Genomic DNA, 25,384 nt, shown 5'->3' with positions numbered 1-25,384 from the left:
CGGTGCGGGATCGACGGAATCGATGACGGAGGACGAGCACAGATGCAGAGCGTGATCACGGAGGTCCCTGTCGCGGCGGAGGTCGCAGAGGCGGCCGGGGCCGCGGCCGGCGTCGCCGTCGCCGCGCTCGTGTTCGCCGTCGTGCAGCTGATCCTGGCCGCCGGCCTCTACGTGTGGACGGCTCTGGCGCTCGGCGCGGTCTTCCGCAAGGTCGACCGCCCCCCCTCCCGCGCGTGGGTCCCGGTCCTCAACCTCTGGATCCTGTTCGAGGTGGCCGGGATGAAGGGGTGGTGGGCGGTCGTGCTGATCGGCGGCGGCCTCCTCACCGCCGTCCTGGCCTCGGTCACCAACGCGTTGTTCGTGGCGTCCGCGCAGAACGCCGCCTTCGGCGGCTCCGGCGGCGACGCCGCGGGCGCACTCCTGGGCGCCACGCTCGTCCCGATCCTCCTCCTCCTCGTCTTCCTCGCGGCCGCCGTCGTCCTCCTCCTCCGGATGATGGGACCGTTGAACCGCGGTTTCGAGCGTGGCGCCGGGTTCGTCCTGCTCGGGGTCGCACTCCTCCCCGTCTGGGCCTCCGTCATCGGCTGGGGATCGGCGCGCTGGCGGGGGCTGTCACGCCCCGGCCTGCCGCCGACACCGTTCGCCGACGACCCGCGGCCCGCGCGCTCGGCGGCATCGGCCCCGGCGGACACGGCCGCGTTCGCCCCACCCGCCTCGGCCCCCTCCCCGGCAGCCTCCCCCGCCCCGGCCTGGTCGCCGCCGTCGCTCGCGCCCGCCACGCCCGCCGCGCCGCCCGCGGCCCCCGCCGCGTCCTGGCCGACCGGCACCGAGGTCGAGGAGCATACGGTCATCGCCGCGCACCGACGCCCGGCCGCGTCGCTGCGCCTTCCGAACGGGCAGACGGTCGCACTCGCCGGCGATCTCGTCGTCCTCGGGCGGAACCCGAGTCCGCCGGCCGAGGCCCCCGGTGCCCATCCCGTCGCGGTCGACGACGCCACGAAGACGATCTCGAAGACCCACGCACTGCTCCGCCGCGACGCCGGAGGGTGGAGCATCACCGACCTCTCGTCGACGAACGGCGTGATCGTCGGCGACGGCGACAGCGAGATCGCGGTGGGCACGGCGGTCGCCCTCGCGGGCCGGTTCCTCCTCGGCGACGCGGAGCTGTTCCTCGACACGGGGGCGAGATGACTTCTGACCGGTCGCCGCACGTCGACGTCATCAGCGGCGCACTCACCGACACCGGCCTGCGACGTCGGGTGAACGAGGACGCACACCTCGCGAGCTACCCGGTCTTCATCGTGGCCGACGGCATGGGCGGTCATGAGGCCGGCGACCGTGCGGCCGCGGCCGTGGTCGACGCATTCCGTGGGTTCGTGGGACGCAGCGACGTCGCGCCGGAGGAGGTCGCCGAGGCGGTTCACGCCGCCCATCGCGCCGTCGGGGCCATTGCGCGCGGCACGACCCGCGGCGCAGGCTCGACCCTCACCGGCATCGTCGCGGTGCAGCACGACGGCGAGCAGCGGTGGCTGGTCGTCAACATCGGCGATTCCCGCGTCTACCGCCTGATCGCGGAGCGGCTGGAACAGCTGACGATCGATCACTCCATCGCGCAGGAGATGGTGGATGCCGGGCGCCTCGCACGCGAGGACATGTCCTCGTTCGAAGGGCGCAACGTCATCACGCGCGCCGTCGGCGGCGAGCGCAGTCCGGCCGACTTCTGGCTGCTGCCGGTGGTCACCGGCGAGCGCCTCCTCGTCTGCTCCGACGGCCTGTCCGGGGAGATCACGGACGAGGCCATCCGGGCGGGACTCCTGAGCGGTGCATCGCCGGCGCAGACGACCGGTGCGCTCGTCGCCCAGGCCCTGGCTCACGGCGGACGTGACAACGTGACGGCGATCGTCGTCGACGTGGTGGGCGGCGGCATCCACCCCCGTCTCGAGGACACGACGGGCGGGCTCGTCACGAGCGAGCCCGCGACCGGCACGATCGAGGTGGAGACCGTGCCGTCGCGACGGAGACGCCATGACTGACCCGCTGGACGACCAGACCCGTCACGCGCCCCGCACACGTCGCGAGCTGCGTGCGGATCGCGAGGAGGCGACGCGCATCGTGGCCCGCCGCACCGGCTCCGCTCCCGACCCGACGGCCGGTTCCGAGGACGAGACGCTGATCGCCGATCGGCGCACGGACGACCCGACCCGCGCGACGGCGAGGCCGCTCGTGCCCCGGCCCACCACCGGGGGCACCGCCATCGCGCACGGGCGGGCGGACACCCCGCGGACGGCCTCGGCGCCGGGCACGCTCGTGTCCCAGTCCGTCTATAGGCCCCGTCGCGTCGAAACGGGCCCCGCCATCGTGCGGACGGACATCGCGGCGCCGCCGCTAACGCCGTCCGCGCCGCCGAGGCGGACCCACGGAGGCATCCTGCTGCTTGTCGCCCTCGCGGGGACGGCGATCGTCGCCGCCGCCGTGTGGGGCATCGTCGTGATCGTTCAGGGGGGAATCGGATGACGGAGGACATCGAGATGACGGCCGAGACGGAGGCCGCCGAGCTCGGCATCGAATTCTGCGGGGAGTGGTTCCATCCCACGCCGGGCGAGACGTTCTCGATCGGTCGCGATGCGGACCTCGTGATCGACACGAACCCCTACCTGCACCGGCGGCTCCTCGAGATCGAGTCCTCGCAGGGGATGTGGTGGCTGACCAACACGGGACGATCGATCTCGGTCGCCCTCGCCACCGCCGACGGTGCGTACCAGGCGATGCTCGGTCCCGGGACACGGGTGCCTCTGGTCTTCCCCGAGCTCGTCGTCATGTTCACCGCGGGCGCCTACACGTACGAGTTCACGATCCGCAACGGCTCCGCCCGGTTCACCGGCAGGATCTCGGCCCTCGAGGGCGACAGCACCGACGGGGGCACGACGATCGGCGCGGTCCCGATGACGGCGAGCCAGCGCCTGCTGCTGATCGCACTGTGCGAACCGATCCTGCGCGGCGGGATGATGGGATCCAGTCAGATCCCCTCGTCCGCGAAGGCGGCGGAGCGCCTGGGGTGGCCGCTCACGACCTTCAACCGCAAGCTCGACAACGTGTGCGACAAGTTCGACCGCGAAGGCGTCCAGGGCCTCCGCGGCGGCGCCGGCAAGCTCGCCACCAATCGCCGCGCGCGGCTGGTCGAGCACGCCGTGCTCTCGCGCCTCGTGACGGCTGCGGACCTGCCCCTCCTCGACGCCCCGCAGACCGCCGACCGCTGACCGCCGGTCCTCGGACGGGCGGGCGGCGACCGCCGGCATCCGGCCGCGCGATAGCATCGAAGGCTGTGTCCGCACCCGTCCCCGTCATCTCGTATCCCCCGGAGCTGCCCGTCAGCGCCGCACGGGACGAGATCGCGCGCGCCATCGCGGAGCATCAGGTCGTCATCGTCGCCGGTGCCACCGGTTCGGGCAAGACGACGCAGCTGCCCAAGATGTGCCTCGAACTGGGCCGCACCCGCATCGCGCACACCCAGCCGCGGCGCATCGCCGCCCGCTCCATCGCCGAGCGCCTCGCCCACGAGGTGCAGGTGCCGCTCGGCGGCGCGATCGGCTACAAGGTCCGCTTCACCGACGAGGTGACCGAGGCCACGCAGGTCACGCTGATGACCGACGGCATCCTCCTCAACGAGATCCACCGCGACCGGCTGCTGCGCCGCTACGACACCATCATCGTCGACGAGGCCCACGAGCGGTCGCTCAACGTGGACTTCCTGCTGGGTTACCTCGCCCGCCTCCTGCCCGAGCGTCCCGACCTGAAGGTGATCATCACCTCGGCGACGATCGATCCCGAGAGCTTCGCGGCGCACTTCGCGGCGCCGGGCGCGGACAGCGAGCGCGTGCCTGCGCCGATCATCGAGGTCTCGGGCCGCACCTACCCCGTCGAGATCCGCTACCGCCCGCACGACACCGAGTCCGAGGACGACGTCGACGGGCTCCTCGCCGCACTCCGAGAACTCGACCGCGAGCCCGACGGCGACGTGCTCGTCTTCCTTCCCGGCGAGGCCGAGATCCGCGACGCGATGGATGCCGTCCGCGGCCTGTACGCGAAGGACGCCCGCCCCACCGAGGTGCTGCCCCTGTTCGGCCGGCTCTCGTCCGCCGAGCAGCACCGCGTCTTCGAGCCGTCCTCGGTCGCGGGCGTGAGGCGCCGCGTCATCCTCGCCACGAACGTCGCCGAGACGAGTCTGACGGTCCCCGGCATCCGCTACGTCGTCGACACCGGCACGGCGCGCATCTCGCGCTACAGCGTGCGCTCGAAGATCCAGCGCCTGCCGATCGAGGCGATCTCGCAGGCGTCGGCGCAGCAGCGCTCCGGCCGCGCCGGGCGCACCTCGGCGGGCATCGCGATCCGTCTCTACGGTGAGGACGACTTCGCGGCTCGTCCCGAGTTCACCGAGCCCGAGATCCTGCGCACGTCGCTCGCCTCCGTCATCCTGCAGATGCTCTCGCTCGGATTCGGCGACGTCACCGAGTTCCCGTTCCTCACGAAGCCCGACAGTCGCGGCGTGAAGGCGGCAGTCGAGCTCCTGACCGAGTTGCGCGCCGTCGCCGGCCGCACGGGCGCCCTCCGGCTCACCGGACTCGGCCGCCGCATCGCACGCCTGCCGATCGACCCGCGCTTCGCACGGATGCTGCTCGAGGCCGAGAAGCTCGGGGTCTCACGGGACGTCCTCGCGATCGTCGCCGGCCTGTCGATCCAGGACGTGCGGGAGCGCCCCGAGGAGCGGCGGGAGGAGGCCGACCGGCTGCACGCGCGGTTCGTCGATCCGACGAGCGACTTCCTCACGCTGCTGAATCTCTGGAACCACCTGCGCGAGCAGCAGCGCGAGCTCGGCTCCAGCGCGTTCCGGCGCCTGTGCCGCAGCGAACACCTCAACTACGTCCGCGTCCGGGAGTGGTTCGACGTGCACCGGCAGCTGAGCACGCTGTCGCGTTCCGGGTCGCCGAAGGACACCCCGCGGCAACCCGCGGGCGCCGCCGACCCCGACGCGCTGCACCGCGCGATCCTGTCGGGGCTCCTCTCGCACATCGGCATCCTCGACACCCGCTCGGTCACGACCGATCCCGCCAAGAAGAACGCTCGCAAGCCCCTGCCGCAGTACCGCGGCGCGCGGGGCGCCTCGTTCGCGGTCTTCCCCAGCTCGGGACTGCGCAAGGCCTCCCCCGACGCCGTCATGGCCGCCGAGCTCGTCGAGACCTCGCGCCTGTTCGGTCGCACCGTTGCGGCGATCGACCCCGCCTGGGCCGAGGACCTCGCGGGCGACCTCGCGCACCGCAGCCTCAGCGATCCGCACTGGTCGAAGGATGCCGGCGCTGCCGTCGCGGCGGAGAAGGTGACGCTCTTCGGCGTCGAGATCATCCCCCGCCGCCGGGTGCAGCTCGCCCGCCGCGACCGCGATCTGGCGCGGGAGCTGTTCCTGCGTCACGCGCTCGTCGAGGGCGAGTGGAACAGTCAGCACCTCGACAAGCGCCTGACCGCGTTCGAGCGTCGCAACGGGGAGCTCCGCCGGCAGCTCGAGCGCATCGAGGAGCGGGAGCGGCGCCGCGACATCCTCGTCGGCGACGAGGCCGTGTACGCCTTCTACGACACGCGGGTCCCGCACGACGTGTTCGACGTGCGTTCCTTCGAAGCATGGTGGCGCGAAGCCCAGCCGCGCACCCCGAAGCTCCTCGACATGACGGAGGCGGACCTCCTCGGCGAGGCCGCACGCACCGACGAGCGTGACTTCCCCGCCCGCTGGCGACAGGGCGACCAGGTGCTCTCCGTCGCGTATCGCTTCGAACCCGGAGCCCCCGACGACGGCGTGAGCATCGTCGTGCCGCTCGCCCTGCTCGCGCAGCTGCGGCCGGACGGATTCGACTGGCAGGTCCCCGGCATGCGCGACGAGCTCGTCACGGCGCTCATCAAGGCGCTCCCCAAGGCGATACGCCGACACGTCGTCCCCGCTGCGGACTGGGCGGCGACCCTCGGCGACGAGCTGCGCGGCTCGGGCCCCGAGGACACCGACGGCCTCCCGGCCTCGTCGCTGCGGGCGGCATTGGCCGCGCGCATCCAGCGGGTCGCCCATCAGCCGGTCACCGAGCGCGACTTCGACCTCGACCGGGTTCCCGCGCACCTCACGGTCTCGTTCCGCGCCGTCGACCAGCGCGGTCGCACGGTGGCGTCGTCCCGCGACCTGCGCGCGCTCCAGGACCGCCTCGCCGGCCGAGCCCGGGAGTCGGTGGCCCGGTCGCTCACCCCGACGAAGGGGCCCGCACCGTCGGCATCCCCGTCGGCAGCCGTTGCGGCCGCGAGCGCGCCGATCGAGCGCACGGGCATCACGACGTGGGACGTCGGCGACCTGCCCGCCGTCGTGGACACGAAGGTGGCGGGCGGTGTCGTACGGGGCTACCCCGCCCTCGTGGACACGAAGGATGCGGTGTCGCTGCGCATCGAGGCGACCGCCGAGCGGGCGGCCGAGCTCACGCGGGCGGGCGTCCGCCGTCTGCTGCTGCTCGCCGTCCCCTCCCCCACCGCCTACGTCATGGATCACCTGACCTCGCCTGAGAAGCTGGCGCTCGCGGCGTCGCCCTACCCCTCGGCGAAGGCCCTGATCGAGGATGCCCGGGTCGCCGTGGCCGACGCCGTCATGGGCGAGACGGTCATCCGCACGGTGGCCGGGTTCGAGGCCGCACGCGACGCCTTCTCGCGCCGTATCGTCGACGAGCTGTTCCAGACGGTGTCGCTGGCAGCCCGCATCCTCACCCTGCAGCGCGACGTCGAACGCGCGGTCAAGAACCAGAACTCGATGACGCTGCTCGCGGCCCTCGGCGACGTGAAGGGTCAGCTTGCGGCGCTCATCCACCCGGGCTTCCTCTCCCGCACCGGCACCGACCGCCTCGCCCACCTGCCCCGATACCTGCAGGGGGCGAAGGAGCGGGTCGACACCCTGGCCGACAACCCGGGTCGCGATCGTCAGCGGATGACCGAATACGAACGGGCCGCCGCCCTGTACGCGGATGCCGGCGGCACGCTCCCCCTTCCGTCCGGCGCTCCTGCGCACCTCGCGCACGCGCGCTGGCTGCTCGAGGAGTTCCGGATCAGTCTGTTCGCCCAGCGCCTCGGCACCGCGGAGCCCGTCTCGCTGCAGCGCATCTCCAAGGCGCTCGCGGAGCGCGGCTGAGGTCAGCTCGCCCGCAGGAGATCGCGGTAGAACCCGATCCCGCGCAGCCACGACCCGACCCGGATGCGCTCGTCGTGCGAGTGGAGGGCCTCCCGCTCGGCGCGCGTCAGATGGAACGGTGTGAACCGATACACGTGATCGCTGATCGACGTGAACCACCTGCTGTCACTCGCCCCCAGCTGGATGTAGGGCGTCGGGAGGACGTCTCCGCCGAGCGCGGACGCCGTCGCGGCGGCGAGGCGGTCCCACGCGGAGCCCGACCACGGCGACACCGGCGAGGGCTCCGACGCCGACTCGACCTCGACCTGGATGTGACGGTCGCCGATGACGCGACGGATGCGGGCGGCGGCCGACGCCGCGGTGTCCCCCGGCAGGAGGCGCACGTTGACGCTGGCGCGGGCGGAGGTCGCGAGCACGTTCGCCCCCGCGGCGCCGGAGAGCTCGGTCACCACCGCGGTCGTCCGCACGAGGGCGTTGAGCTCGGGGCCGAGACGTGGGAAGACCTTCGCGAGAAGTCTCCCGGTGACGCCGATGCTCGCGAACACGGGGCGGAGGGGTCCTGAGGTGTGCGGGGCGACGGTCTCGAACATCGCGCGAACGGGCGGCACCAGCCGGGTCGGGAAGGGGCGCCGGTGGAGTCTCAGGACGGCACGCGCGAGTCGCGCGGTCGCGGGATCGCGAGGCGGTGTCGACGCGTGCCCGCCGAGTTCCCGGGCCGTGAGGCGCACCGTCATGACGCCGCGCTCGGCGACACCGATGACCGCGGTGGGAACCTGCACCCCGGGGATCGCGCCCTCCACGACCGCTCCGCCCTCATCGAGCACGAGCGACGGGTGCACGCCGCGCTCGCGCAGCACCGCGACGATCGCCTGCGCGCCGTCGCCGGCGATCTCCTCGTTGTGGCCGAAGGCGAGGTAGACATCGTGTCGCGGCGTGAACCCCTCGGCGACGAGGGCGTCGACCGCCTCGAGGATCGCGACGAGCGAGCCCTTGTCGTCGACCGCGCCGCGGGCGTGGATCTCGGCCTCCTCGCCGGCCCCGACCGTCTCGGCGGCGAACGGGGGGCGCGTCCACTCCTCTGCCACGACGGGCACGACGTCGATGTGGGCCATGAGCACGAGCGGAGCCGCGGCATCCGTCCCGCGCCAGCGGTAGAGGAGCGAGTACCCGCCCACGATGTCGCGCTCGAGCACGCCGTGGAGGGAGGGGTAGAGCCGGGCGATGGCGTCGCGGAAGGCGACGAACGCGGTGTCGTCGGCTGCAGGGTCGTCGGTCGGCATCGACACCGTCGCTATCCGCAGCAGCTCGCGGAACCGCTCCACGGCGGCGGCGTCGGTTCGGGTCACGATCCGACTCTAGATCGGGCCCGCCGCCCACGCCGATAGGCTCGGGACATGACCTCTCTTCGCTGGGGAATCCTGGCCACCGGCGGCATCGCGCACGCCTTCACCTCCGACCTGAAGACCGCCGGCCGTACGGTGACGGCGGTCGGGTCGCGCCGGCTCGAATCCGCCCGGGAGTTCGCGGAGAGATACGCGATCCCCCGAGCCCACGGCTCGTACGAGGACCTCGTCGCCGACCCTGAGGTCGACATCGTCTACGTCGCGACACCGCACAGTCATCACCTCGCCGGTGCCGCCCTCGCGCTCGAGCACGGCAAGCACGTGCTCATCGAGAAGCCGCTCACCCTCGACGCCGACCAGGCCGTCGCGATCCGCGACCTCGCCGCCGACCACGGCCTCCTGGCGATGGAAGCGATGTGGACGCGCTACCTTCCGCACATGGTGCGCCTCCGCGAGATCCTGGCGGACGGTGTCATCGGCGAGGTCCGCGTGGTCAGCGCCGATCACACGCAGAACATCACCGACGACCCGACGCACCGGCTCAACGACCTCTCACTCGGCGGTGGCGCGCTCCTGGACCTCGGGATCTATCCGATCTCCTTCGCGTGGGACGTCCTCGGAGCGCCCGCCGAGATCCGCGCGACGGCGCAGCTGGGGAGCACGGGAGCCGACACCGACGTCGCGATCGCCATGGTGCACGCGGGCGGCGGCGTCTCGTCCTTGCTGACGTCCTCACGTGCCGCGGGCGCCAACGCCGCGCAGATCGTCGGAACGGCGGGGCGCATCGAGATCGACGGCGTGTTCTACGCGCCCACGACCTTCCGCGTGTTCGACCGCGAGGGAGTGGTCGTCGAGGAGTTCCGCACCGAGATCGAGGGGCGCGGGATGCAGTTCCAAGCCCTCCACGCCGAACAGCTCATCTCGCAGGGCCGCACCGACGGCGACATCCTGCCGATCGACGAGAGCGTCGCGATCATGGGCACGCTCGACGAGATCCGTCGGCAGATCGGCGTCGTGTACCCGCGCGGCTGAGCGGCGGTCTCAGGCCGGGTCGCCGATGTCCCGTCGGCGGCGGGCGAGTTCGGCCCGCAGCCGCTCCTCCTCGATCTCGCGTTCGAGGTCGGCGAGCTGCTGCTCCGTCGAACGCGCGTCCCGGGGTCGCACCGGAGCGGCCGGCGGCTCGGTCGCCCACGGGGCGAACTGCGGCGGACGACTGACCTCGCGGCGAGGGTACTCCCGGCCGATCGCGAACCACAGCACGGTGCCGAGGAACGGCAGCAGGATGACGACGAAGATCCAGACCGTCTTGGGCATGTGCTTCACGAGACTCTGGTCCCGCGTGATGATGTCGACGAGCGCGAAGATCATCCCGGCCAGGACGACGAGCGAGACCAGATAGGGCATGGGCCCGAGTCTATGAGCGGGCGATGAACGACCGCATCCCCTCTTCCACGGGAGGAGGAGGGGATGCGGTCGGCCGGCGAGCGGGCTAATTCAGCCGTTGGTCAGGGCACCGATGAGGCCGCTCACGACCATGTAGAGACCCACGGCGCCGCCGCAGATCCACATCGTGATCCGCGCTGTCGTGGGGCCGGGACGGTCGAGGTCGCCTCCCGAGGACATCTGCTTCGCCATCTCAGTGACCTGCCCGACGCTTGTTGTAGACGTCGAAGGCGACCGCGAACAGCAGCACGAGGCCCTTCACGGCCTGCTGCCAGTCGATGCCGATGCCCATGATGGACATGCCGTTGTTCAGGACACCGATGATCAGACCACCGATGATGGCGCCGCCAATCGTGCCGACACCGCCCTGGACGGCGGCCCCGCCGATGAAGGCCGCCGAGATCGCCTCGAGTTCGAAGCCCTCACCCGCCTTGGGCCCGGCGAGGTTCAGACGCGCGGTGAAGATGAGGCCCGCGAGAGCGGCGAGGACGCCCATGTTGACGAAGAGCCAGAAGTCCACTCGGCGCGTCTTGATGCCCGACAGCTCCGCCGCGTGCCGGTTGCCGCCGATCGCGTAGATGTGGCGGCCGAAGACCGTGCGGTTCATGACGATCCCGTACACGAGCACGAGCACGGCCAGCACGATCAGGGTGACCGGGATGCCCTTGTAGGACGCCAGTGCGAGGGTGAACCATCCGATCACGACCGCGACCAGCGCGAGCTTGGCGATGAACCAGAGAAGGGGGTCGACGTCCTGGTCGTACTTCTGCCGCCCGAGGCGCGTGCGCACCTGCTGCACCGCGAGGGCGACGATGGCCACGGCTCCGATCACGAGGGTGAACAGGTCGGGGTCGGACTCGCCGAACAGGCCCGCGAGGAAGCCGTTGCCGAGCGAGCGGTACTCGGTCGGGAACGAGCCGATGTTCTGGTTGCCGAGGACCACGAGGGCGAGGCCGCGGAAGATGAGCATGCCCGCGAGGGTCACGATGAACGCGGGGATGCCGACGTAGGCGACCCAGAAGCCCTGCCACGCGCCCACGAGGGCGCCGATCAGGAGCGAGAGGACGATCGCGAGGCCCCAGGGCAGTCCCCAGTGGACCGCCAGGACACCCGAGACCGCACCGATGAAGGCGGCGACCGAGCCGACGGACAGGTCGATGTGACCCGCGATGATGATCATCACCATGCCGATGGCCAGCACGAGGATGTAGCCGTTCTGGACGACGAGGTTCGACAGGTTCTGCGGACGCAGCAGGATGCCGTCGGTGAGGATCGCGAACAGGACGACGACCGCGATGAGGGCGATGAAGATGCCGTTGCGGCCGAGGTCGGACAGGACCGTCGTCAGCCAGCGGGTGACGCGGTTGTCGGCGGGGTTGATGCCGCCGCCGGCGGCCGTCTCCGGGGGTGTGGTGGTGTTCGACATGTGTGTCTCCTGCCCCGTCAGCGGGGCTTCTCCATGGTCATGAGCTTGAGGACGTGTTCGGGGGTGGCCTCGCTGATGGGCACCTCACCGGTGATGCGGCCCTCCGACAGCGCGTACACGCGGTCGGAGATGCCGAGCAGTTCGGGGAGCTCCGACGAGATGACGATGACGCCCTTCCCGGCGGCGGCGAGCTTGTTGATGATCGTGTAGATCTCGTACTTCGCTCCGACGTCGATGCCTCGCGTCGGCTCGTCGAGGATCAGCACCTCGGGATCGGAGTAGATCCACTTCGACAGCACGACCTTCTGCTGATTGCCGCCGGAGAGCTTGCCCGTCTTGGCGAGCACGGTCGGCGCCTTGATGTTCATGCTCTTGCGGTACTGGTTGGCGACGGCGAACTCCTCGTTGTCGTCGACCAGGCCGGCCTTCTCGAGCTTCTTCAGCGATGCCATCGAGATGTTGCGCTTGATGTCCTCGATGAGGTTCAAGCCGTACGTCTTGCGGTCCTCGGTCGCGTAGGCCAAGCCGTTGGCGATGGCCTCGGACACGGTGCGAGTGCGGATCTCCTTGCCGCGCATGAAGACCCTGCCCGAGATGCGGGTGCCGTAGCTGTGCCCGAACAGGCTCATCGCGAACTCGGTGCGACCGGCGCCCATGAGGCCCGCGATGCCGACGATCTCGCCCGCACGGACGGTGATCGACACGTCGTCGACGACGACGCGCGTCGGGTCCTGCGGGTGGTGCGCGGTCCAGTTCTCGACCCGCAGCAGCTCGTCGCCGATCTGCGGTTCGTGGTCGGGGTACCGGTGCTCGAGGTCGCGACCCACCATGTCCTTGATGATGCGGTCCTCGGTGACGTCGGTCTTCGCGATCGTCTCGATCGTCTTCCCGTCGCGGATGACCGTGACGGCGTCGGCGACCTTCTTGATCTCGTTCAGCTTGTGGCTGATGATGATCGACGTGATCCCCTCCTCGCGGAGGCTGAGGATCAGGTCGAGCAGGTGGTCGGAGTCCTCGTCGTTGAGCGCGGCGGTCGGCTCGTCGAGGATGAGGAGCTTGACCTCCTTCGACAGTGCCTTGGCGATCTCGACGAGCTGCTGCTTGCCGACACCGAGCTGATTGACCTTCGCGGTCGGGTTCTCCCGCAGGCCGACGCGCTTCAGGAGCTCGGCGGCTTCGAAGTTGGTCTTGTTCCAGTCGATCAGGCCGCCGGGGCCCGTGCGTTCGTTGTTGAGGAAGATGTTCTCGGCGATCGACAGGTAGGGGCTGAGGGCGAGCTCCTGGTGGATGATGACGATGCCGCGCGCTTCGCTGTCGCGCAGGCTCTTGAACTCGACGACGTCACCGGCGTAGTGGATCTCGCCGTCATAGGTGCCGTGCGGGTAGACACCCGACAGCACCTTCATGAGCGTCGACTTGCCCGCGCCGTTCTCGCCGCAGATGGCGTGGATCTCTCCGCGCTCGACGGCGAAGTTGACGTTCGACAGCGCCTTCACGCCCGGGAACGTCTTGGTGATGCCGCGCATCTCGAGGATGGTCTCGGTCACGATCTCCGACTTCCGTGAGGGATGGATGGGGGTGCGTCGGCGGCGAGGCGAACCCCGCCGCCGACGCGGATGGTCAGTGGTGGAGCGGGGTCAGAGACCCAGTTCCTCCGCCGTCCAGTAGCCGGTGTCGACCAGAGCCGACTGCACGTTGTCCTTGACGACCGGGACCGGCGCCAGCAGGTACGACGGGACGACCTTGACGTCGTTGTCGTACGTGGTGGTGTCGTTGGTCTCGGGCTCCTCGTCGTTCAGCACGGCGACGGCCATGTCCGCGGCGACCTTGGCGAGCTCGCGGGTGTCCTTGAAGATGGTCGCGTACTGCTCACCGCTCAGGATGGCCTTGACCGAGTCGACCTCGGCGTCCTGACCGGAGATGATCGGCCACTCGTCCCCGACGGAGTAGCCCGCGTCGGCGAGAGCCGAGATGATGCCGCGGGAGATGCCGTCGTAGGGCGAGAGGACCGCGTCGACCTGGGTGCCGTCGCTGTAGTTCGCCGTCAGGATGTCCTCCATGCGGCTCTGAGCGGTCTCGCCGTCCCAGCGGAGCGTCGCTGCCTGCTCGATGCTCGTCTGACCCGACTTCACGACGAGCGTTCCGTCCTCGATGTACGGCTTCAGGACGTCCATCGCTCCGTTGAAGAAGAAGAACGCGTTGTTGTCGTCCAGCGAGCCGGCGAACAGCTCGATGTTGAACGGGCCCTCGGGCGCGCCGTCGACGGGGTTGCCCTCGAGGTCGGTCAGGCCGAGGCCGTTCAGGACCGTCCACGCCTGCTGGTTGCCGACGAGCTCGTTGTCGAACGTCGCGTAGTAGTCGACGTTCTCGGTGCCCTTGATGAGGCGGTCGTAGGCGATGACCGGGATGTCGGCATCCGCCGCGTTCTGCAGGGCCTCGGTGAGCGTCGTGCCGTCGATCGATGCGACGATGAGCGCCTCCGCGCCCTTGGTGATCATGTTCTCGATCTGCGAGACCTGGGTGGGGATGTCGTCCTCGGCGTACTGGAGGTCGACCTGGTAGCCCTGGTCCTCGAGGGCCTTCTTGACGGCGTCGCCGTCCTGGATCCAGCGCTCGGAGCTCTTGGTGGGCATGGCGACGCCGATGAGGCCGCCGTCGCCGCCGCCCTCGTTGCCGCCGCCACCGGCGGTGTTGCCGCCTCCGGCGCACGCCGTGAGCGCGAGGGCGCCGGCTGCGATGCCGACGAAGATGATCCTCTTGAGTTTCACTGTGTTTCCTTTCCCGTGGACTTCGGTGTCGTGGTGTCCGGTGTGGTGCATTCGACCCGTGAGGGTCTGTGTGGGGTGGCCGCGCCCGGTAACGGGCTACCGGCGGCCGTCGGTGATCGGTTCCCGGAGCAGTCGCGCGCGACCGGAGAGGTCCGCGATCGACTCCGCCGAGAGGGGTTCGGTGTCGCCGGCGACGGCGGCGAGGGTGGCGGTTCGAGCGATCCCCTCCAGGACCTGCGCGATCCGGACCGCCTCGCGCGATGATGGGGCCACGCAGAAGGCGCCCAGGCCCGTCACGAGGACAGCGGGTGCGTCGCCGCCGCGCAGCGCCTCGATGAGCGCCACCGGATCGACCCGCGGACCGGAAAGGACGGGCACGGTTCCGCCGAACTCGCGAGCGGCCTGCGCCGTGAGGCAGGGGATCTCCCGCCCGCGCGCCGCCCACGCCGCCGCGTGACCGGTCTCGAGGTGGACGAGGGCCGTCGCCCCGTCGAGCTCGCGCAGGACCGCCGCGTAGAGCTCGACATCGGCAGGACGGATGCCGCTCTCTCCGGGCGTTCCGGCGACCGGCCGACCGGTCAGCGACAGCACCATCATCTTCTCGGGGGTCGAATCGTCCTCGACGTCCGTCGGACGGGTGACGAACAGGTCGGCGCCGGGAACGCGTTCGCAGAGCGTCGCCGCAGAGAGGCCGCGGCGGGAGAGGTCGATCAGGAGCGAAGCCACGCGCTCGCGGGTGCGGGCGACGGCGACCTCGGTCTTCACCCCGCTCACGTACCGCTCGTCCTTCGACGTCATTGCCCGACTCCTTCGTCTTGCGCGGCCGCCGTCACCCCTCTCGGGTGATGGCCATGTGACCGTTCACATCGGAGATGATGCACCCACAGCCGCAGAGATGTCAAACACGACGCGCCGCGAGGGTCAGAGCCGACCCGCGGGCGCCGTCGACGAGCGCACGACGAGCTCCGGCGCGAGGGCTGCGGAGGGAGAGGATGCAGCGTCGTCGAGCAGGACCTCGACGCATCGACGTCCGAGTTCGGCGAAGTCCTGGCGAACGGTCGTCAACGGCGGCCAGAAGTGTCCCGCCTCGGGGATGTCGTCGAACCCGACGATGCTGACGTCACGCGGACAGTCGAGGCCCTCGTCGCGTACGGCGTGGAGCAGCCCGAGCGCCATCTGATCGTTGGAGGAGAAGATCGCGGTGAAGTCGCGGTAGCGCAGGAGCTCCCGCCCCGCGTAGTAGCCAAAATCCGCCGTCCAGTCCCCCAGGATCGGCGCCGTCGTGGCGAGATCCCACGCGTTGATCTCCTCGAGGAAGCCCGTCATGCGCGCCTCGGCCTCCATCCAGTCCTGCGGACCGGCGAGGTGGTAGATGGAACGGTGCCCGAGCTCGATCAGGTGACGCGTGGCCAGGCGCGCGCCGGTGATCTGGTCGACCGCGACGGAATGCCCGGCGGCCTGGTCGGTGGACTGCAGCGTCACGAAGGGGACGTCCACGGCGTGCGCGGCGATGGCGCGGATGACCCGCACCTGCGGGGCGATCACGACGAGGCCTTCGACGGACTGCGCCATCAGGTGCGAGATGCCGTCCGGGATCGACTGCGGATCGCCGGGATCGATGTTCGCCGTGGAGACCCAGTAGCCGCGGGCCTGAGCGGCGGCCTCGATCGCGGCGATGGAGGAGGCGGGTCCGTACTGCGTCGCCGAGGCGGCGAGGATGCCGATCGTCCGCGACCGACTCGTCACGAGGGCACGCGCCGCTCGGTTCGGGCTGTAGGAGAGCTCTCTCATGGCCGCGAGCACGCGGTCGCGCGTCTCGGGCCGGATGCTCGGATGGTCGTTCAAGACGCGGGAGACCGTCTGGTGCGAGACCTCGGCGAGGCGCGCGACGTCCCGGATACTCGCTCTCCGGCCGGCGGCATCGTCGCTCATCGGGCCCCTCGCTGGATGTTCACGGTCACATGGATTCAGCGCCATTATGCACACGAACCCCCTCGACCCACCCTATGTCTCACGGATTCACGGCTTCCACGTGTGACAGACGCGTCTGTCACATCGACGCGAGCGCCGATTCCCGATTTAAGCTGACCGCATGTCCGACCTCTCGCGTCATCTGCCGCTCAGCAACCGCGAACGCGTCGACGAGTCCGCCGTGACGGGCGACTGGCGCGAGGCGATGGCGGATGCCGTCCTCTCAGCGGCCCCGCTGATCACCTCGCCTGACGACGAGGCTCGGTTCCTCGCCGATGCGGGCCTCGACGGGGCGCTGCCGCTGGCCGACGCGGCGGCGCGCATCCGCGCCGGTCGGCGCCGCCGCATCCGATCCCTCGTCGATGCGACGCGCGCACTGCTCGTCCTCGCGGGCGATCGACCCATCGACCTGCCCGCCACGACCAGCGGCGCGGTCGCCCTGTATGCCGTGACGCGCATGCCCTTCGAGCGCCGCGCCGCCGTGTCGGGCGCCACCCTCGTGGCGGAGGACGCGGGCTGGTCCCTCGGCCGCGGTCCGGCACGCTCGGCACCGGCGCGGGACATCCTCACCTTCGTTCTCGGTCTCAGCGACACGGTTCCCGGGACACCTTCGCGCCGCGAACTGTAAGACTGGGGGGATGCCGGACTCCTCCACCCCGCGTGTCGCGGTCTACCTCGATTTCGACAACATCGTCATGAGTTGGTACGACCGGGTGCACGGTCGGAACAGCTACTCACGGGATCGACAGCGGATCGCCGCGGATCCCGACGAGAAGGAGATCGCCGACCGCCTGTCGACGGCGATGATCGACGTGGGCGCGATCATGGACTACGCCGCCTCGTTCGGGACGCTCGTCCTGACCCGGGCGTACGCGGACTGGTCCTCCCCCGTCAACTCGCTGTACCGGCAGCAGCTCGTCGCCCGAGCCGTCGACCTCGTGCAGTTGTTCCCCGCGGCGGCGTACGCGAAGAACGGCGCCGACATCCGCCTCGCCGTGGACACCGTCGAAGACCTTTTCCGCCTCGAGGACCTCACCCACGTCGTCATCGTCGCCGGCGACAGCGATTACGTCCCGCTGGCGCAGAGGTGCAAGCGCCTCGGGCGCTACGTCGTCGCGGTCGGCGTCGCGGGATCGACGGCCAAGTCCCTGGCCGCCGCCTGCGACCAGTTCGACGCCTACGACGCGCTCCCCGGGGTGGCCGTCCCCGAACCCGAGCCCGCTCCCGAGGCGGCTCCGACCGCGGCTCGACGCCGCCGCAAGACCGTCGACCCCGTCGAGCAGCTCCTGTCGCGGGCACTCCGGCTGGAGCACGAGCGCACGGACGAGGAGTGGGTGCACCTGTCGGCCGTGAAGAACCTGTTGAAGCGGATGGACCCGTCCTTCAGCGAGAAGGCGCTCGGTCACCGTTCGTTCTCGGACTTCGTGAAGGATCATCCGAAGGTCGCCGAGCTGGACGAGACCACGAACATCGTGCGCGTCCGGCTCGTCGACGCCGTCTGACATGGCGGGCCCGAGACAGCCCTTGCGCGGTAGGGTGTCCCCGTGGCTCGCCGGTCAACACCGCCCGGCTCGCAGTCCTCGCTGCGAGAAGCGAATCGTGCACGTCTGCTCGATTCGCTGAAGCGTCATGGGCGTCTGACGCAGATCGAGCTGGCGGGAGCAACCGGCCTCTCCCCCGCGACGGTGTCCAACATCGTCAAGGAGCTCACCGCGACGGGGGTGCTGCACACCTCGTTCACCTCGCGCAGCGGCCGTCGCGCCACCCTCGTCTCCCTGGCCCGCCAGGTGGGCCTGGTCGCGGGCGCGCATTTCTCGACTCGCAAGCTGCACGTCGCGATCGCCGACGCCACGCGGTCGGTCGTCGCCGAGACCTCGCTGCCGCTCGCGCCCGATCATCGTCACGACGCCGAACTCGACCGCCTGAGTCTGCTGCTCGGCGACATGGTGGAGGGCCTGGGCGGGTCGCTCTCCGACCTCCTCGCCGTCGGGCTCGCCCTCCCGGCGCCGGTCGACCCGCGGACCTCCGTCATCTCGACTCCGGGGCTCCTTCCCGGGTGGGACGGCGTCGACATCGCGCGCAGCCTGTCGGCCCGCATCGGCCGCCCCGTCCACGTCGACAGCGAAGCCAACCTCGGTGCCCTGGCCGAGGCACGCGAGGGCGCCGCCCGCGGCGCCTCCTCCTCGGTCTACATCACCGTCGGCCACTCGATCAGCGCGGGCCTGCTCGTCGACGGCGACCTCTTCCGCGGTGTGAGCGGCCGCACCGGTCAGATCGGCCACATGACGATCGATGAGAACGGCGGCCGCTGCCGCTGCGGCAATCGCGGCTGCCTCGAGACCGTCGCCGCCGGCCCCGCGCTGCTCGCGGGATTCACCGAGGCCGACGGCATCCACCGCCTGCGCGACCTCGTGACGGCAGCGGGTGACGGCGTCGCGGCGGCCCAGCGGACGATCGCGGATGCCGGGCGCCACATCGGCATCGCCGCGGCGAGCCTGTGCAACCTCATCGACCCCGAACGCATCGTCGTCGGCGGTGAGCTCGCGCGCGCCGGCGAGATCCTCCTCGCGCCCCTGCGTCACGCCCTCGAGCGCTCCGTCCTCGGCGGAGGTGTCCCCGAGATCGTGGCGTCGGACTTCGCGGAATGGGCCGAGACCCGCGGAGCCATCGCGCTCGCTCTCGATCACGTCGCGGTGGACGCAGACCTGGTCGCGTTCACCGCATGAGACGGCTGCTCGCCGCCCTCGTCGTGGTGGGGGCAACGGCCGCCGCACTGTCGGGCTGCGCGCTGCCGGACAACTCCCCCGGCCGCACGACGATCGGCCTCCTCCTCCCCGACAAGAAGACCGCCAGGTACGAGACCTTCGACCGGCCGGTCTTCGAGGAGCGCATCGCAGAACTCGGCGACGCCCAGGTGCTGTACACGAACGCGGATCAGGATGCCGCACGCCAGCAGCAGCAGGCGGAGTCCGCCCTCGCGGCGGGCGCGGCGGTGCTCGTGCTCGACCCCGTCGACGGACGCGCCGCGGCGTCGATCCTGGCCGCAGCGACCGCCGAGGGCGTCCCCGTGATCTCGTACGACCGGATGATCGTCGGCGGTGGGACGCCCGCGTACTACGTGTCGTTCGACAACGAGCGGGTCGGCGAGCTGCAGGCAGAGGCGCTCGTCGCGGGGCTCGAGCGCGAGGGCCGGACGGACGGCGGCATCCTCATGGTCCACGGTTCGCCGACGGACAGCAACGCGGCGCAGTTCCGCGAGGGCGCCCGCCGGGTCATCGCCGACGCCGGTCTGCGCATCCTCGCCGAGTACGACACCCCGGACTGGAGCCCCGACAAGGCGCAAGCCTGGGTCGCCGGCCAGATCGCGCAGTACGGCGACGAGATCGTCGCGGTGTACGCCGCGAACGACGGCACCGCGAGCGGCGCGATCGCCGCCCTCCGCGCGGCCGACGTCTCGCCGTTCCCCCTCGTCACCGGGCAGGACGCCGAACTGACCGCGCTCCAGCGCATCGTCTCGGGCGATCAGTACATGACCGTCTACAAGGCCCTGCGCACCGAGGCGACGATCGCGGCCGACGTGGCCATGCAGCTCGCGGCCGGGGACCGGCCGACGGGCGACACGACGGTCGACGGCATCCCCGCGACGCTCCTCACGCCCGTCGCCGTCACCGTCGACGACATCGCCACCACCGTCGTCGCGGACGGGTTCTGGACCCTGCAGGACATCTGCACCCCGGCCTACGCCCAGGCGTGCGCCGCAGCGGGATTGGAGTGAGCCACCCGTGACCGTCTCCTCGCGCCGGACCGGCGACCACGTCCTCACGATGCGCGGCATCGACAAGCGGTTCGGTGCCGTCCGCGCGTTGAACGGCGTCGACTTCCGCGTCCGCGAGGGCGAGGTGGTCGCCCTCGTCGGCGACAACGGCGCGGGCAAGTCCACGCTCGTGAAGGTGCTGGCCGGAGTCCACCCCGCCGATTCGGGCACGATCGAGCTGGACGGCGAGACGGTGCAGCTCTCCACCCCCGCCGACGCCCAGGACCTCGGCATCGCCACGGTCTTCCAGGATCTCGCGCTGTGCGAGAACCTCGACGTCGTCGCCAACCTCTGGCTCGGCCGGGAGCTCCTCGAACGGGGGCGGCTCGACGAGGTCGCGATGGAGGAGCGGACCTGGATGCTGCTGCGCGAACTCGCCGCGAAGATCCCCTCCGTGCGGGTGCCGGTCTCGACGCTCTCGGGGGGTCAGCGTCAGACGGTGGCGATCGCGCGCTCGCTCATCGGCGAGCCGCGGATCGTCATCCTCGACGAGCCCACCGCGGCGCTCGGCGTCGCGCAGACCGCCGAGGTGCTCAACCTCATCGAGCGACTGCGGGACCGCGGGCACGGTGTGGTGCTCATCAGCCACAATCTGACCGACGTGCTCGCCGTCGCCGACCGCATCGTCGTCCTGCGCCTCGGGCGCAACAACGGGGAATTCGACGCCGAGGAGGCCACCAGCGAGGTTCTGATCGCGGCGATCACCGGCGCCCTGGACGCTGCGCGCCCGCATCGCGATGACCTCGAACCACGCGCCCCCGTCATCCCTCTCGCCGAGGCCCGACGGCGCGCGGAGGGCGATCGATGACCCGCGACGCCGGCGTCGTCGCCCTTGCGCTCGCGCGCCTGCGGTCAGGCGAACTGGGTCGGATGCCGGTCGTCATCGCCCTGGTCGTGATCGCGATCGTCTTCCAGACGCTCAACCCCGTCTTCCTCACCAGTCGGCACCTGAGCGACTTGCTCATGCAGTGCGCGGCGATCGGCACCATCTCGCTCGGCATCGTCCTGGTCCTCCTCATCGGCGAGATCGACCTGTCCGTGGGCTCGATGTCGGGTGTCGCCGCCGCGATCCTCGCCGTCGGAGCCGTGCAGCTGCGGTGGCCGCTCCCGCTGGCGGTGGCGGCCGCGATCGCCGCCGGCTGCGTCGTAGGAGTCTGTTACGGCGTCCTCCGGACGAAGCTCGGGTTGCCGAGCTTCGTCGTGACGCTCGCGGGGCTGCTCGGCCTCCTCGGGGTCCAGTTGTGGGTCCTCGGCGACGCCGGGTCGATCAACCTCCCGTTCGATTCGTGGATCGTGCAGTTCGCGCAGCAGATGTACCTGCCGCATTGGCTGGCGTATGCGCTCGCCGTGGGCACCGCGGTCGCCTACACCGCGACGCTGCTCCGCCGCGCGCGACGGCGAGCGGCAGCCGAGCTCGAGAGCGAGCGCACCCTCACCATCGTCATCCGCGGCGTGCTGCTTCTGACCGGGCTCGTCGGCGCGTGCTGGTACCTGGGTCTCTCGCGCGGCGTCGGTGTCATGTTCGTGCTCTTCGTCGTGCTCGTCGTGATGGCCCATCTGGCCCTGACCCGCACCCGCTGGGGGCGGTCGGTGTTCGCAGCGGGCGGCTCGATCGAGGCGGCGCGGCGGGCCGGCATCCGTGTCGACCGCGTCGTGATCTCGGTCTTCGTCCTGTGCTCGGCATTGGCGGCCACCGGCGGGCTGCTGGCGGCCGCTCGCCTGGCGGCGGCGAACCAGAGCACCGGTGCCGCCGACACGAACCTCAACGCGATCGCGGCGGCCATCATCGGTGGCGCGTCCCTCTTCGGAGGTCGAGGGTCGGCCTTCGCGGCGCTGCTGGGCGTCGTGGTGATCCAGGCGATCTCCTCCGGCCTCACCCTCGTGAACCTGAGCTCGGCCGTGCAGTTCATGGTCACCGGAGCGGTCCTCGTCTTCGCCGTCGCGCTCGACGCCGTCACCCGGCGGTCGCGGATGGGATCCGGCGCCCTCTAGCGAGTCGCACCCGCGCCGGAGGACGCTGTGGGTCGCCGCGCAGCGGGTCGTCAGCGGTGACGAAAGCGTTATGTTCACATCTTGACTTCATTTCGTGAACGCATCAAGATCATCGTCAAGCGCGATGTCGCGCTCGTTTGATTTCACTGTCGAAAGGCGAACGATGAAGAAGTCCCTGTCCGTCGCAGCAGCCCTGGGGGCCGTTGCACTCCTGCTCGCCGGCTGTTCCACCTCGAACACCCCGGCACCCGCGGGCTCGAGCGGCGGCGCCGAACCGGCCGAAGCCGGCCGCGCGTGCGTCATCCTCCCCGACGCGGCGTCCTCGCCCCGCTGGGAGAACTTCGACCGCAAGTACCTGGATGAGGGCCTCAAGGCCGCCGGCTTCGACGTCGACATCCAGAACGCGCAGGGCGACACCTCGAAGTACGCGACCATCGGCGACCAGCAGCTCACCCAGGGCTGCGGCGTGATGTTGCTCGTCGACTACAACGGCGCCGCTGTGGGTGTGGCCACCAAGGCGAAGTCCCAGGGCATCCCCGTCATCGCCTACGACCGTCCGTTCCAGGGCGCCGACTACTACGTCTCCTTCGACAACGTCGAGGTGGGCAAGCTCGAAGGGCAGACGGTCCTCGACGGCCTCGAGGCCGCGGGCAAGGACCCGGCGACCGCGGCCGTCTACTACATGGGCGGCGACCCGACCGACGGCAACGCGGCGATGTTCAAGAAGGGCGCCGTCGAGGTCATGGAAGCAGCCGGCATCAAGCCGGTCGCGGAGCCCCCGGGAGTCTGGGACGGCGCGAAGACGCAGACCAACTTCGAGCAGGCGCTCACCGCCAACGGCGGCAAGGTCGACGGCGTCTGGGCCGCAAACGACACCAACGCGGACGGCGTCATCAAGGTGCTCCAGGACCGCGACCTCACCGGTGTCGCCGTCTCGGGCCAGGACGCGAACGTCGAGGGCCTGCGCAACATCCTCACCGGGTGGCAGACCGCCACGGTCTACAAGCCGGTCAAGGATGAGGCCGAGGCCGCGATCAAGGTCGCGACCGACCTCCTCCAGGGATCGACGCCGAGCGCCGACCAGAAGCTCGAGGACGGCACGCCGTACATCGCGGTGACGCCGCAGCTCGTCGGGCCCGACGAGGTCAAGGATGTCGTCGCCGCCGGCGACGCCTCGGCCTCGGACGTCTGCTCCGGCGAGATCGCCGGCGTCAGCCTCGCCGACAAGTGCGCCGAGTACGGCGTCGAGTGATCTGACGAGGGTGGGGATGCCGCGAGCCGCGGCATCCCCACCCTCCCTGTCTGCGCGACACCTCGACCTCTCAGGAGAATCCGCATGAGCGAACCCATCATCGAACTCCGGCGCGTCACGAAGTCCTTCGGCCCGGTCAGCGTCCTCAAGGGCGTCGACCTCACGGTCCGACCGGGAATGGTCACCGCCCTCGTCGGCGACAACGGCGCCGGAAAGTCCACTCTCATCAAGGGCCTCGCCGGCGTGCAGCCCTACGACACCGGCGAGATCCTCGTCGACGGCCAGGAGCAGTCGCTCCGGACCCCCCGCGAAGCGGGTGCCCTGGGGATCGAAGTCGTCTACCAGGACCTCGCCCTGTGCGACAACCTCGACATCGTCCAGAACATGTTCCTCGGCCGCGAGGAGGTGATCGGCGGCACCTTCGACGAGGGGCGCATGGAGAAGGAGGCGTCCGACACGCTGCGGTCGCTGTCCGTGCGGACCGTCAAGAGCGTCCGCCAGAAGGTCTCGAGCCTGTCCGGCGGCCAGCGGCAGACGGTCGCAATCGCCCGCGCGGTGCTGAAGAAGGCGCGTGTGGTCATCCTCGACGAGCCCACCGCAGCCCTCGGCGTCGCGCAGACGGAGCAGGTCCTCAACCTCGTCCGACGGCTCGCCGATCAGGGTGTGGCCGTCGTGCTCATCAGCCACAACCTGGCCGACGTGTTCGCGGTCGCCGACGACATCGCCGTCCTCTACCTCGGCCAGATGGTCGCCCAGGTCGCGACCACCGAGACCACCCGCGACGACATCGTCGGCTACATCACCGGAACCAAGGTCCCGCCGGGCGTGCAGCTCGTCGGGACATCCACGATCCCCGTCGGAGGCGACGCATGAGCACCAGCACCCGGACCGCGGCGGCACCCGACCCCGTCGTCAGCGACCTCATCGGCAGCGGCGTCGAGGGCGGCGTCGGCGATCAGATCAATGCCTGGCTGCAGCGTGTGCGCGGCGGCGAGATGGGGGCGCTGCCGGCCGTCGGCGGTCTCATCCTCCTCGTCATCCTCTTCAGCATCCTGAGCCGCTTCTTCTTCACTCCCGTGAACTTCGCGAACCTCATGAGCCAGGCGGCATCCCTCGTCGTCCTCGGCATGGCGCTGGTGTTCGTGCTGCTCCTCGGCGAGATCGACCTGTCGGCGGGTGTCACCGGCGGCGTGGGCATCGCATCCTTCGTCGTCCTCAACGTCAAGCTCGACGTCCCGTGGCCGCTCGCACTCGCTCTCGGCCTGCTCATCGGCCTGGCGACGGGAGCCTTGATCGGCTTCCTCGTGGCGCGGATCGGCATCCCGTCGTTCGTCGTCACCCTCGGCCTGTTCCTCGGGTACCAGGGCCTCGCTCTGCTCATCATCGGCGCGGGCGGTCTGTACCCCATCGAGGCGCCCGAGCTGCTGGCCCTGCAGAACGGACGACTCCCGGTCTGGGGAGGCTGGGTCATGCTCGCCGTGATGCTGCTGGTCTCGGGCGGACTGTCGTTCTGGGACCGCCGACGCCGCACCCGGGCGGGCGTTCCCAACCGGCCGATCGCGCTCGTGTGGGCGAAGCTCGCGGTGCTGGCGATCCTCGGCGGCGCGGCGGTGTTCGTCCTCAACCTCAACCGCTCGCAGTCGATCATCCCGATCGAGGGCGTGCCGATCATCGTCCCGGTCGTGCTCACGATCCTCTTCATCGGGACGTTCGTGCTCGACCGCACCAAGTTCGGCCGATACGTCTACGCGATCGGCGGCAACGCCGAGGCGGCACGGCGCGCGGGTATCAAGGTCCGCTGGGTGAAGTGGTGGTGCTTCGTCATCGCCTCGGGCCTGTCGGTGGTCTCCTTGCTCTTCAACCAGACGCGTGTCGGCTCGGTCGACGGCGCGGTGGGGCGCGACATCGTCCTCTCCGGCGTCGCGGCGGCTGTCGTGGGTGGCGTGAGCCTCTTCGGCGGTCGCGGGCGTCTCATCCACGCCGCGATCGGCGCGCTCGTCATCGCCATCATCATCAACGGGCTGGGGCTGCTGCAGATGGATGCCGGCTTCAACCTGCTCGTCACCGGTGGCGTCCTGATCCTCGCCGCCACGGTCGACGCGCTGTCGCGACTGCGCACCGGGGGTATCCGCACCTGACGGTGCGACGGAGATGAGGGTGGCCCCGGTCCGTCT

General features: G+C 70.5%; 23 protein-coding genes. 15 read left to right on the top strand and 8 right to left on the bottom strand.

The window, feature by feature from the left end:
* Positions 1-42: 42 nt before the first annotated feature.
* The 5 genes from AB0259_RS02895 to hrpA all read left to right on the top strand — a co-directional run bounded on the left by AB0259_RS02895 (position 43) and on the right by hrpA (position 7,201).
* The gene (locus AB0259_RS02895; protein ID WP_366220735.1) at positions 43-1,191 is read left to right on the top strand and encodes a DUF5684 domain-containing protein; all 1,149 of its coding nucleotides are present in this window, start codon (positions 43-45) and stop codon (positions 1,189-1,191) included.
* Complete coding sequence (locus tag AB0259_RS02890) at positions 1,188-2,033, top strand: protein phosphatase 2C domain-containing protein (RefSeq protein ID WP_366220737.1); 846 nt, start codon at positions 1,188-1,190, stop codon at positions 2,031-2,033. Before AB0259_RS02895 ends, AB0259_RS02890 begins: the two co-directional genes overlap by 4 nt.
* On the top strand, positions 2,026-2,514 hold the full coding sequence (locus tag AB0259_RS02885) for a hypothetical protein (protein WP_366220738.1): 489 nt from the start codon (positions 2,026-2,028) through the stop codon (positions 2,512-2,514). Before AB0259_RS02890 ends, AB0259_RS02885 begins: the two co-directional genes overlap by 8 nt.
* A 14-nt stretch (positions 2,515-2,528) precedes the next feature.
* A complete protein-coding gene (locus AB0259_RS02880; protein WP_366221399.1) occupies positions 2,529-3,257 on the top strand; it encodes a hypothetical protein in 729 nt (242 codons plus the stop codon).
* A gap of 65 nt (positions 3,258-3,322) precedes the next feature.
* A complete protein-coding gene (gene hrpA / locus AB0259_RS02875; protein WP_366220740.1) occupies positions 3,323-7,201 on the top strand; it encodes an ATP-dependent RNA helicase HrpA in 3,879 nt (1,292 codons plus the stop codon).
* Positions 7,202-7,203: 2 nt separating this feature from the next.
* Here hrpA and AB0259_RS02870 read toward each other — a convergent pair whose 3' ends face one another.
* A complete protein-coding gene (locus tag AB0259_RS02870) occupies positions 7,204-8,547 on the bottom strand; it encodes a M20/M25/M40 family metallo-hydrolase (protein WP_366220742.1) in 1,344 nt (447 codons plus the stop codon).
* Between the two features lie 48 nt (positions 8,548-8,595).
* Between AB0259_RS02870 and AB0259_RS02865 the strand changes: the two genes are divergently transcribed.
* Positions 8,596-9,576 (top strand): Gfo/Idh/MocA family oxidoreductase, encoded by a 981-nt coding sequence (locus AB0259_RS02865; RefSeq protein WP_251579905.1) that lies wholly within the window; start codon positions 8,596-8,598, stop codon positions 9,574-9,576.
* Between the two features lie 9 nt (positions 9,577-9,585).
* On the opposite strand, the gene AB0259_RS02860 is transcribed toward AB0259_RS02865, so the two are convergent.
* The 7 genes from AB0259_RS02860 to AB0259_RS02830 all read right to left on the bottom strand — a co-directional run bounded on the left by AB0259_RS02860 (position 9,586) and on the right by AB0259_RS02830 (position 16,113).
* Positions 9,586-9,948, bottom strand: a complete 363-nt coding sequence (locus AB0259_RS02860; RefSeq protein WP_251579903.1) for a PLD nuclease N-terminal domain-containing protein — start codon at positions 9,946-9,948, stop codon at positions 9,586-9,588.
* A 90-nt stretch (positions 9,949-10,038) separates the two neighbouring features.
* Entirely contained in the window at positions 10,039-10,179 is a 141-nt protein-coding gene (locus AB0259_RS02855) for a hypothetical protein (protein WP_366220744.1), read from the bottom strand.
* 1 nt (position 10,180) lies between these two features.
* Positions 10,181-11,413, bottom strand: a complete 1,233-nt coding sequence (gene mmsB / locus AB0259_RS02850; protein WP_251579899.1) for a multiple monosaccharide ABC transporter permease — start codon at positions 11,411-11,413, stop codon at positions 10,181-10,183.
* A gap of 17 nt (positions 11,414-11,430) precedes the next feature.
* Positions 11,431-12,960 carry a multiple monosaccharide ABC transporter ATP-binding protein gene (gene mmsA / locus AB0259_RS02845; RefSeq protein ID WP_251579897.1) on the bottom strand — a complete coding sequence of 510 codons (1,530 nt, stop codon included), beginning with the start codon at positions 12,958-12,960 and terminating at the stop codon, positions 11,431-11,433.
* Positions 12,961-13,050: 90 nt separating this feature from the next.
* Positions 13,051-14,181, bottom strand: a complete 1,131-nt coding sequence (gene chvE / locus AB0259_RS02840) for a multiple monosaccharide ABC transporter substrate-binding protein (RefSeq protein WP_251579895.1) — start codon at positions 14,179-14,181, stop codon at positions 13,051-13,053.
* A 96-nt stretch (positions 14,182-14,277) separates the two neighbouring features.
* A complete protein-coding gene (locus AB0259_RS02835) occupies positions 14,278-14,979 on the bottom strand; it encodes a class II aldolase/adducin family protein (protein ID WP_366220749.1) in 702 nt (233 codons plus the stop codon).
* A 123-nt stretch (positions 14,980-15,102) separates the two neighbouring features.
* Positions 15,103-16,113, bottom strand: coding sequence for a LacI family DNA-binding transcriptional regulator (locus AB0259_RS02830; RefSeq protein ID WP_251579891.1), 1,011 nt, complete (start codon positions 16,111-16,113; stop codon positions 15,103-15,105).
* Positions 16,114-16,273: 160 nt separating this feature from the next.
* On the opposite strand from AB0259_RS02830, the gene AB0259_RS02825 reads away from it, so the two are divergent.
* From AB0259_RS02825 to AB0259_RS02785, 9 genes are all read left to right on the top strand, one after another.
* Positions 16,274-16,780, top strand: a complete 507-nt coding sequence (locus AB0259_RS02825) for a hypothetical protein (protein WP_366220751.1) — start codon at positions 16,274-16,276, stop codon at positions 16,778-16,780.
* Between the two features lie 10 nt (positions 16,781-16,790).
* Positions 16,791-17,654, top strand: a complete 864-nt coding sequence (locus AB0259_RS02820) for an NYN domain-containing protein (RefSeq protein ID WP_251579888.1) — start codon at positions 16,791-16,793, stop codon at positions 17,652-17,654.
* 42 nt (positions 17,655-17,696) lie between these two features.
* A complete protein-coding gene (locus tag AB0259_RS02815; RefSeq protein ID WP_251579886.1) occupies positions 17,697-18,878 on the top strand; it encodes an ROK family transcriptional regulator in 1,182 nt (393 codons plus the stop codon).
* Complete coding sequence (locus AB0259_RS02810; RefSeq protein ID WP_251579884.1) at positions 18,875-19,927, top strand: substrate-binding domain-containing protein; 1,053 nt, start codon at positions 18,875-18,877, stop codon at positions 19,925-19,927. Before AB0259_RS02815 ends, AB0259_RS02810 begins: the two co-directional genes overlap by 4 nt.
* 7 nt (positions 19,928-19,934) lie before the next feature.
* Positions 19,935-20,774, top strand: a complete 840-nt coding sequence (locus tag AB0259_RS02805; RefSeq protein ID WP_366220753.1) for an ATP-binding cassette domain-containing protein — start codon at positions 19,935-19,937, stop codon at positions 20,772-20,774.
* Positions 20,771-21,958, top strand: a complete 1,188-nt coding sequence (locus AB0259_RS02800; RefSeq protein WP_366220755.1) for a sugar ABC transporter permease — start codon at positions 20,771-20,773, stop codon at positions 21,956-21,958. Before AB0259_RS02805 ends, AB0259_RS02800 begins: the two co-directional genes overlap by 4 nt.
* Positions 21,959-22,121: 163 nt before the next feature.
* Complete coding sequence (locus tag AB0259_RS02795) at positions 22,122-23,210, top strand: substrate-binding domain-containing protein (RefSeq protein WP_251579872.1); 1,089 nt, start codon at positions 22,122-22,124, stop codon at positions 23,208-23,210.
* 84 nt (positions 23,211-23,294) lie between these two features.
* On the top strand, positions 23,295-24,083 hold the full coding sequence (locus tag AB0259_RS02790; RefSeq protein WP_217530515.1) for an ATP-binding cassette domain-containing protein: 789 nt from the start codon (positions 23,295-23,297) through the stop codon (positions 24,081-24,083).
* The gene (locus AB0259_RS02785) at positions 24,080-25,348 is read left to right on the top strand and encodes an ABC transporter permease (protein WP_366220757.1); all 1,269 of its coding nucleotides are present in this window, start codon (positions 24,080-24,082) and stop codon (positions 25,346-25,348) included. The genes AB0259_RS02790 and AB0259_RS02785 overlap by 4 nt, the downstream gene beginning before the upstream one ends.
* The last annotated feature ends 36 nt before the right edge of the window (positions 25,349-25,384 follow it).

This window comes from Microbacterium sp. NPDC080005, from assembly GCF_040702445.1.
GTDB classification, from domain to species: Bacteria; Actinomycetota; Actinomycetes; order Actinomycetales; family Microbacteriaceae; genus Microbacterium; species Microbacterium oleivorans_D.
This window is presented reverse-complemented; position numbering and strand designations above follow the sequence as displayed.

Excerpts from the sequence above, each read along its gene's own strand:
- AB0259_RS02895 (WP_366220735.1), top strand. The coding sequence starts at position 43 with ATGCAGAGCGTGATCACGGAGGTCCCTGTCGCGGCGGAGGTCGCAGAG.
- AB0259_RS02890 (WP_366220737.1), top strand. The coding sequence starts at position 1,188 with ATGACTTCTGACCGGTCGCCGCACGTCGACGTCATCAGCGGCGCACTC.
- AB0259_RS02885 (WP_366220738.1), top strand. The coding sequence starts at position 2,026 with ATGACTGACCCGCTGGACGACCAGACCCGTCACGCGCCCCGCACACGT.
- AB0259_RS02880 (WP_366221399.1), top strand. The coding sequence starts at position 2,529 with ATGACGGCCGAGACGGAGGCCGCCGAGCTCGGCATCGAATTCTGCGGG.
- AB0259_RS02865 (WP_251579905.1), top strand. The coding sequence starts at position 8,596 with ATGACCTCTCTTCGCTGGGGAATCCTGGCCACCGGCGGCATCGCGCAC.
- AB0259_RS02860 (WP_251579903.1), bottom strand. The coding sequence starts at position 9,948 with ATGCCCTATCTGGTCTCGCTCGTCGTCCTGGCCGGGATGATCTTCGCG.
- AB0259_RS02855 (WP_366220744.1), bottom strand. The coding sequence starts at position 10,179 with ATGGCGAAGCAGATGTCCTCGGGAGGCGACCTCGACCGTCCCGGCCCC.
- mmsB (WP_251579899.1), bottom strand. The coding sequence starts at position 11,413 with ATGTCGAACACCACCACACCCCCGGAGACGGCCGCCGGCGGCGGCATC.
- AB0259_RS02835 (WP_366220749.1), bottom strand. The coding sequence starts at position 14,979 with ATGACGTCGAAGGACGAGCGGTACGTGAGCGGGGTGAAGACCGAGGTC.
- AB0259_RS02830 (WP_251579891.1), bottom strand. The coding sequence starts at position 16,113 with ATGAGCGACGATGCCGCCGGCCGGAGAGCGAGTATCCGGGACGTCGCG.
- AB0259_RS02825 (WP_366220751.1), top strand. The coding sequence starts at position 16,274 with ATGTCCGACCTCTCGCGTCATCTGCCGCTCAGCAACCGCGAACGCGTC.
- AB0259_RS02820 (WP_251579888.1), top strand. The coding sequence starts at position 16,791 with ATGCCGGACTCCTCCACCCCGCGTGTCGCGGTCTACCTCGATTTCGAC.
- AB0259_RS02810 (WP_251579884.1), top strand. The coding sequence starts at position 18,875 with ATGAGACGGCTGCTCGCCGCCCTCGTCGTGGTGGGGGCAACGGCCGCC.
- AB0259_RS02800 (WP_366220755.1), top strand. The coding sequence starts at position 20,771 with ATGACCCGCGACGCCGGCGTCGTCGCCCTTGCGCTCGCGCGCCTGCGG.
- AB0259_RS02795 (WP_251579872.1), top strand. The coding sequence starts at position 22,122 with ATGAAGAAGTCCCTGTCCGTCGCAGCAGCCCTGGGGGCCGTTGCACTC.
- AB0259_RS02790 (WP_217530515.1), top strand. The coding sequence starts at position 23,295 with ATGAGCGAACCCATCATCGAACTCCGGCGCGTCACGAAGTCCTTCGGC.
- AB0259_RS02785 (WP_366220757.1), top strand. The coding sequence starts at position 24,080 with ATGAGCACCAGCACCCGGACCGCGGCGGCACCCGACCCCGTCGTCAGC.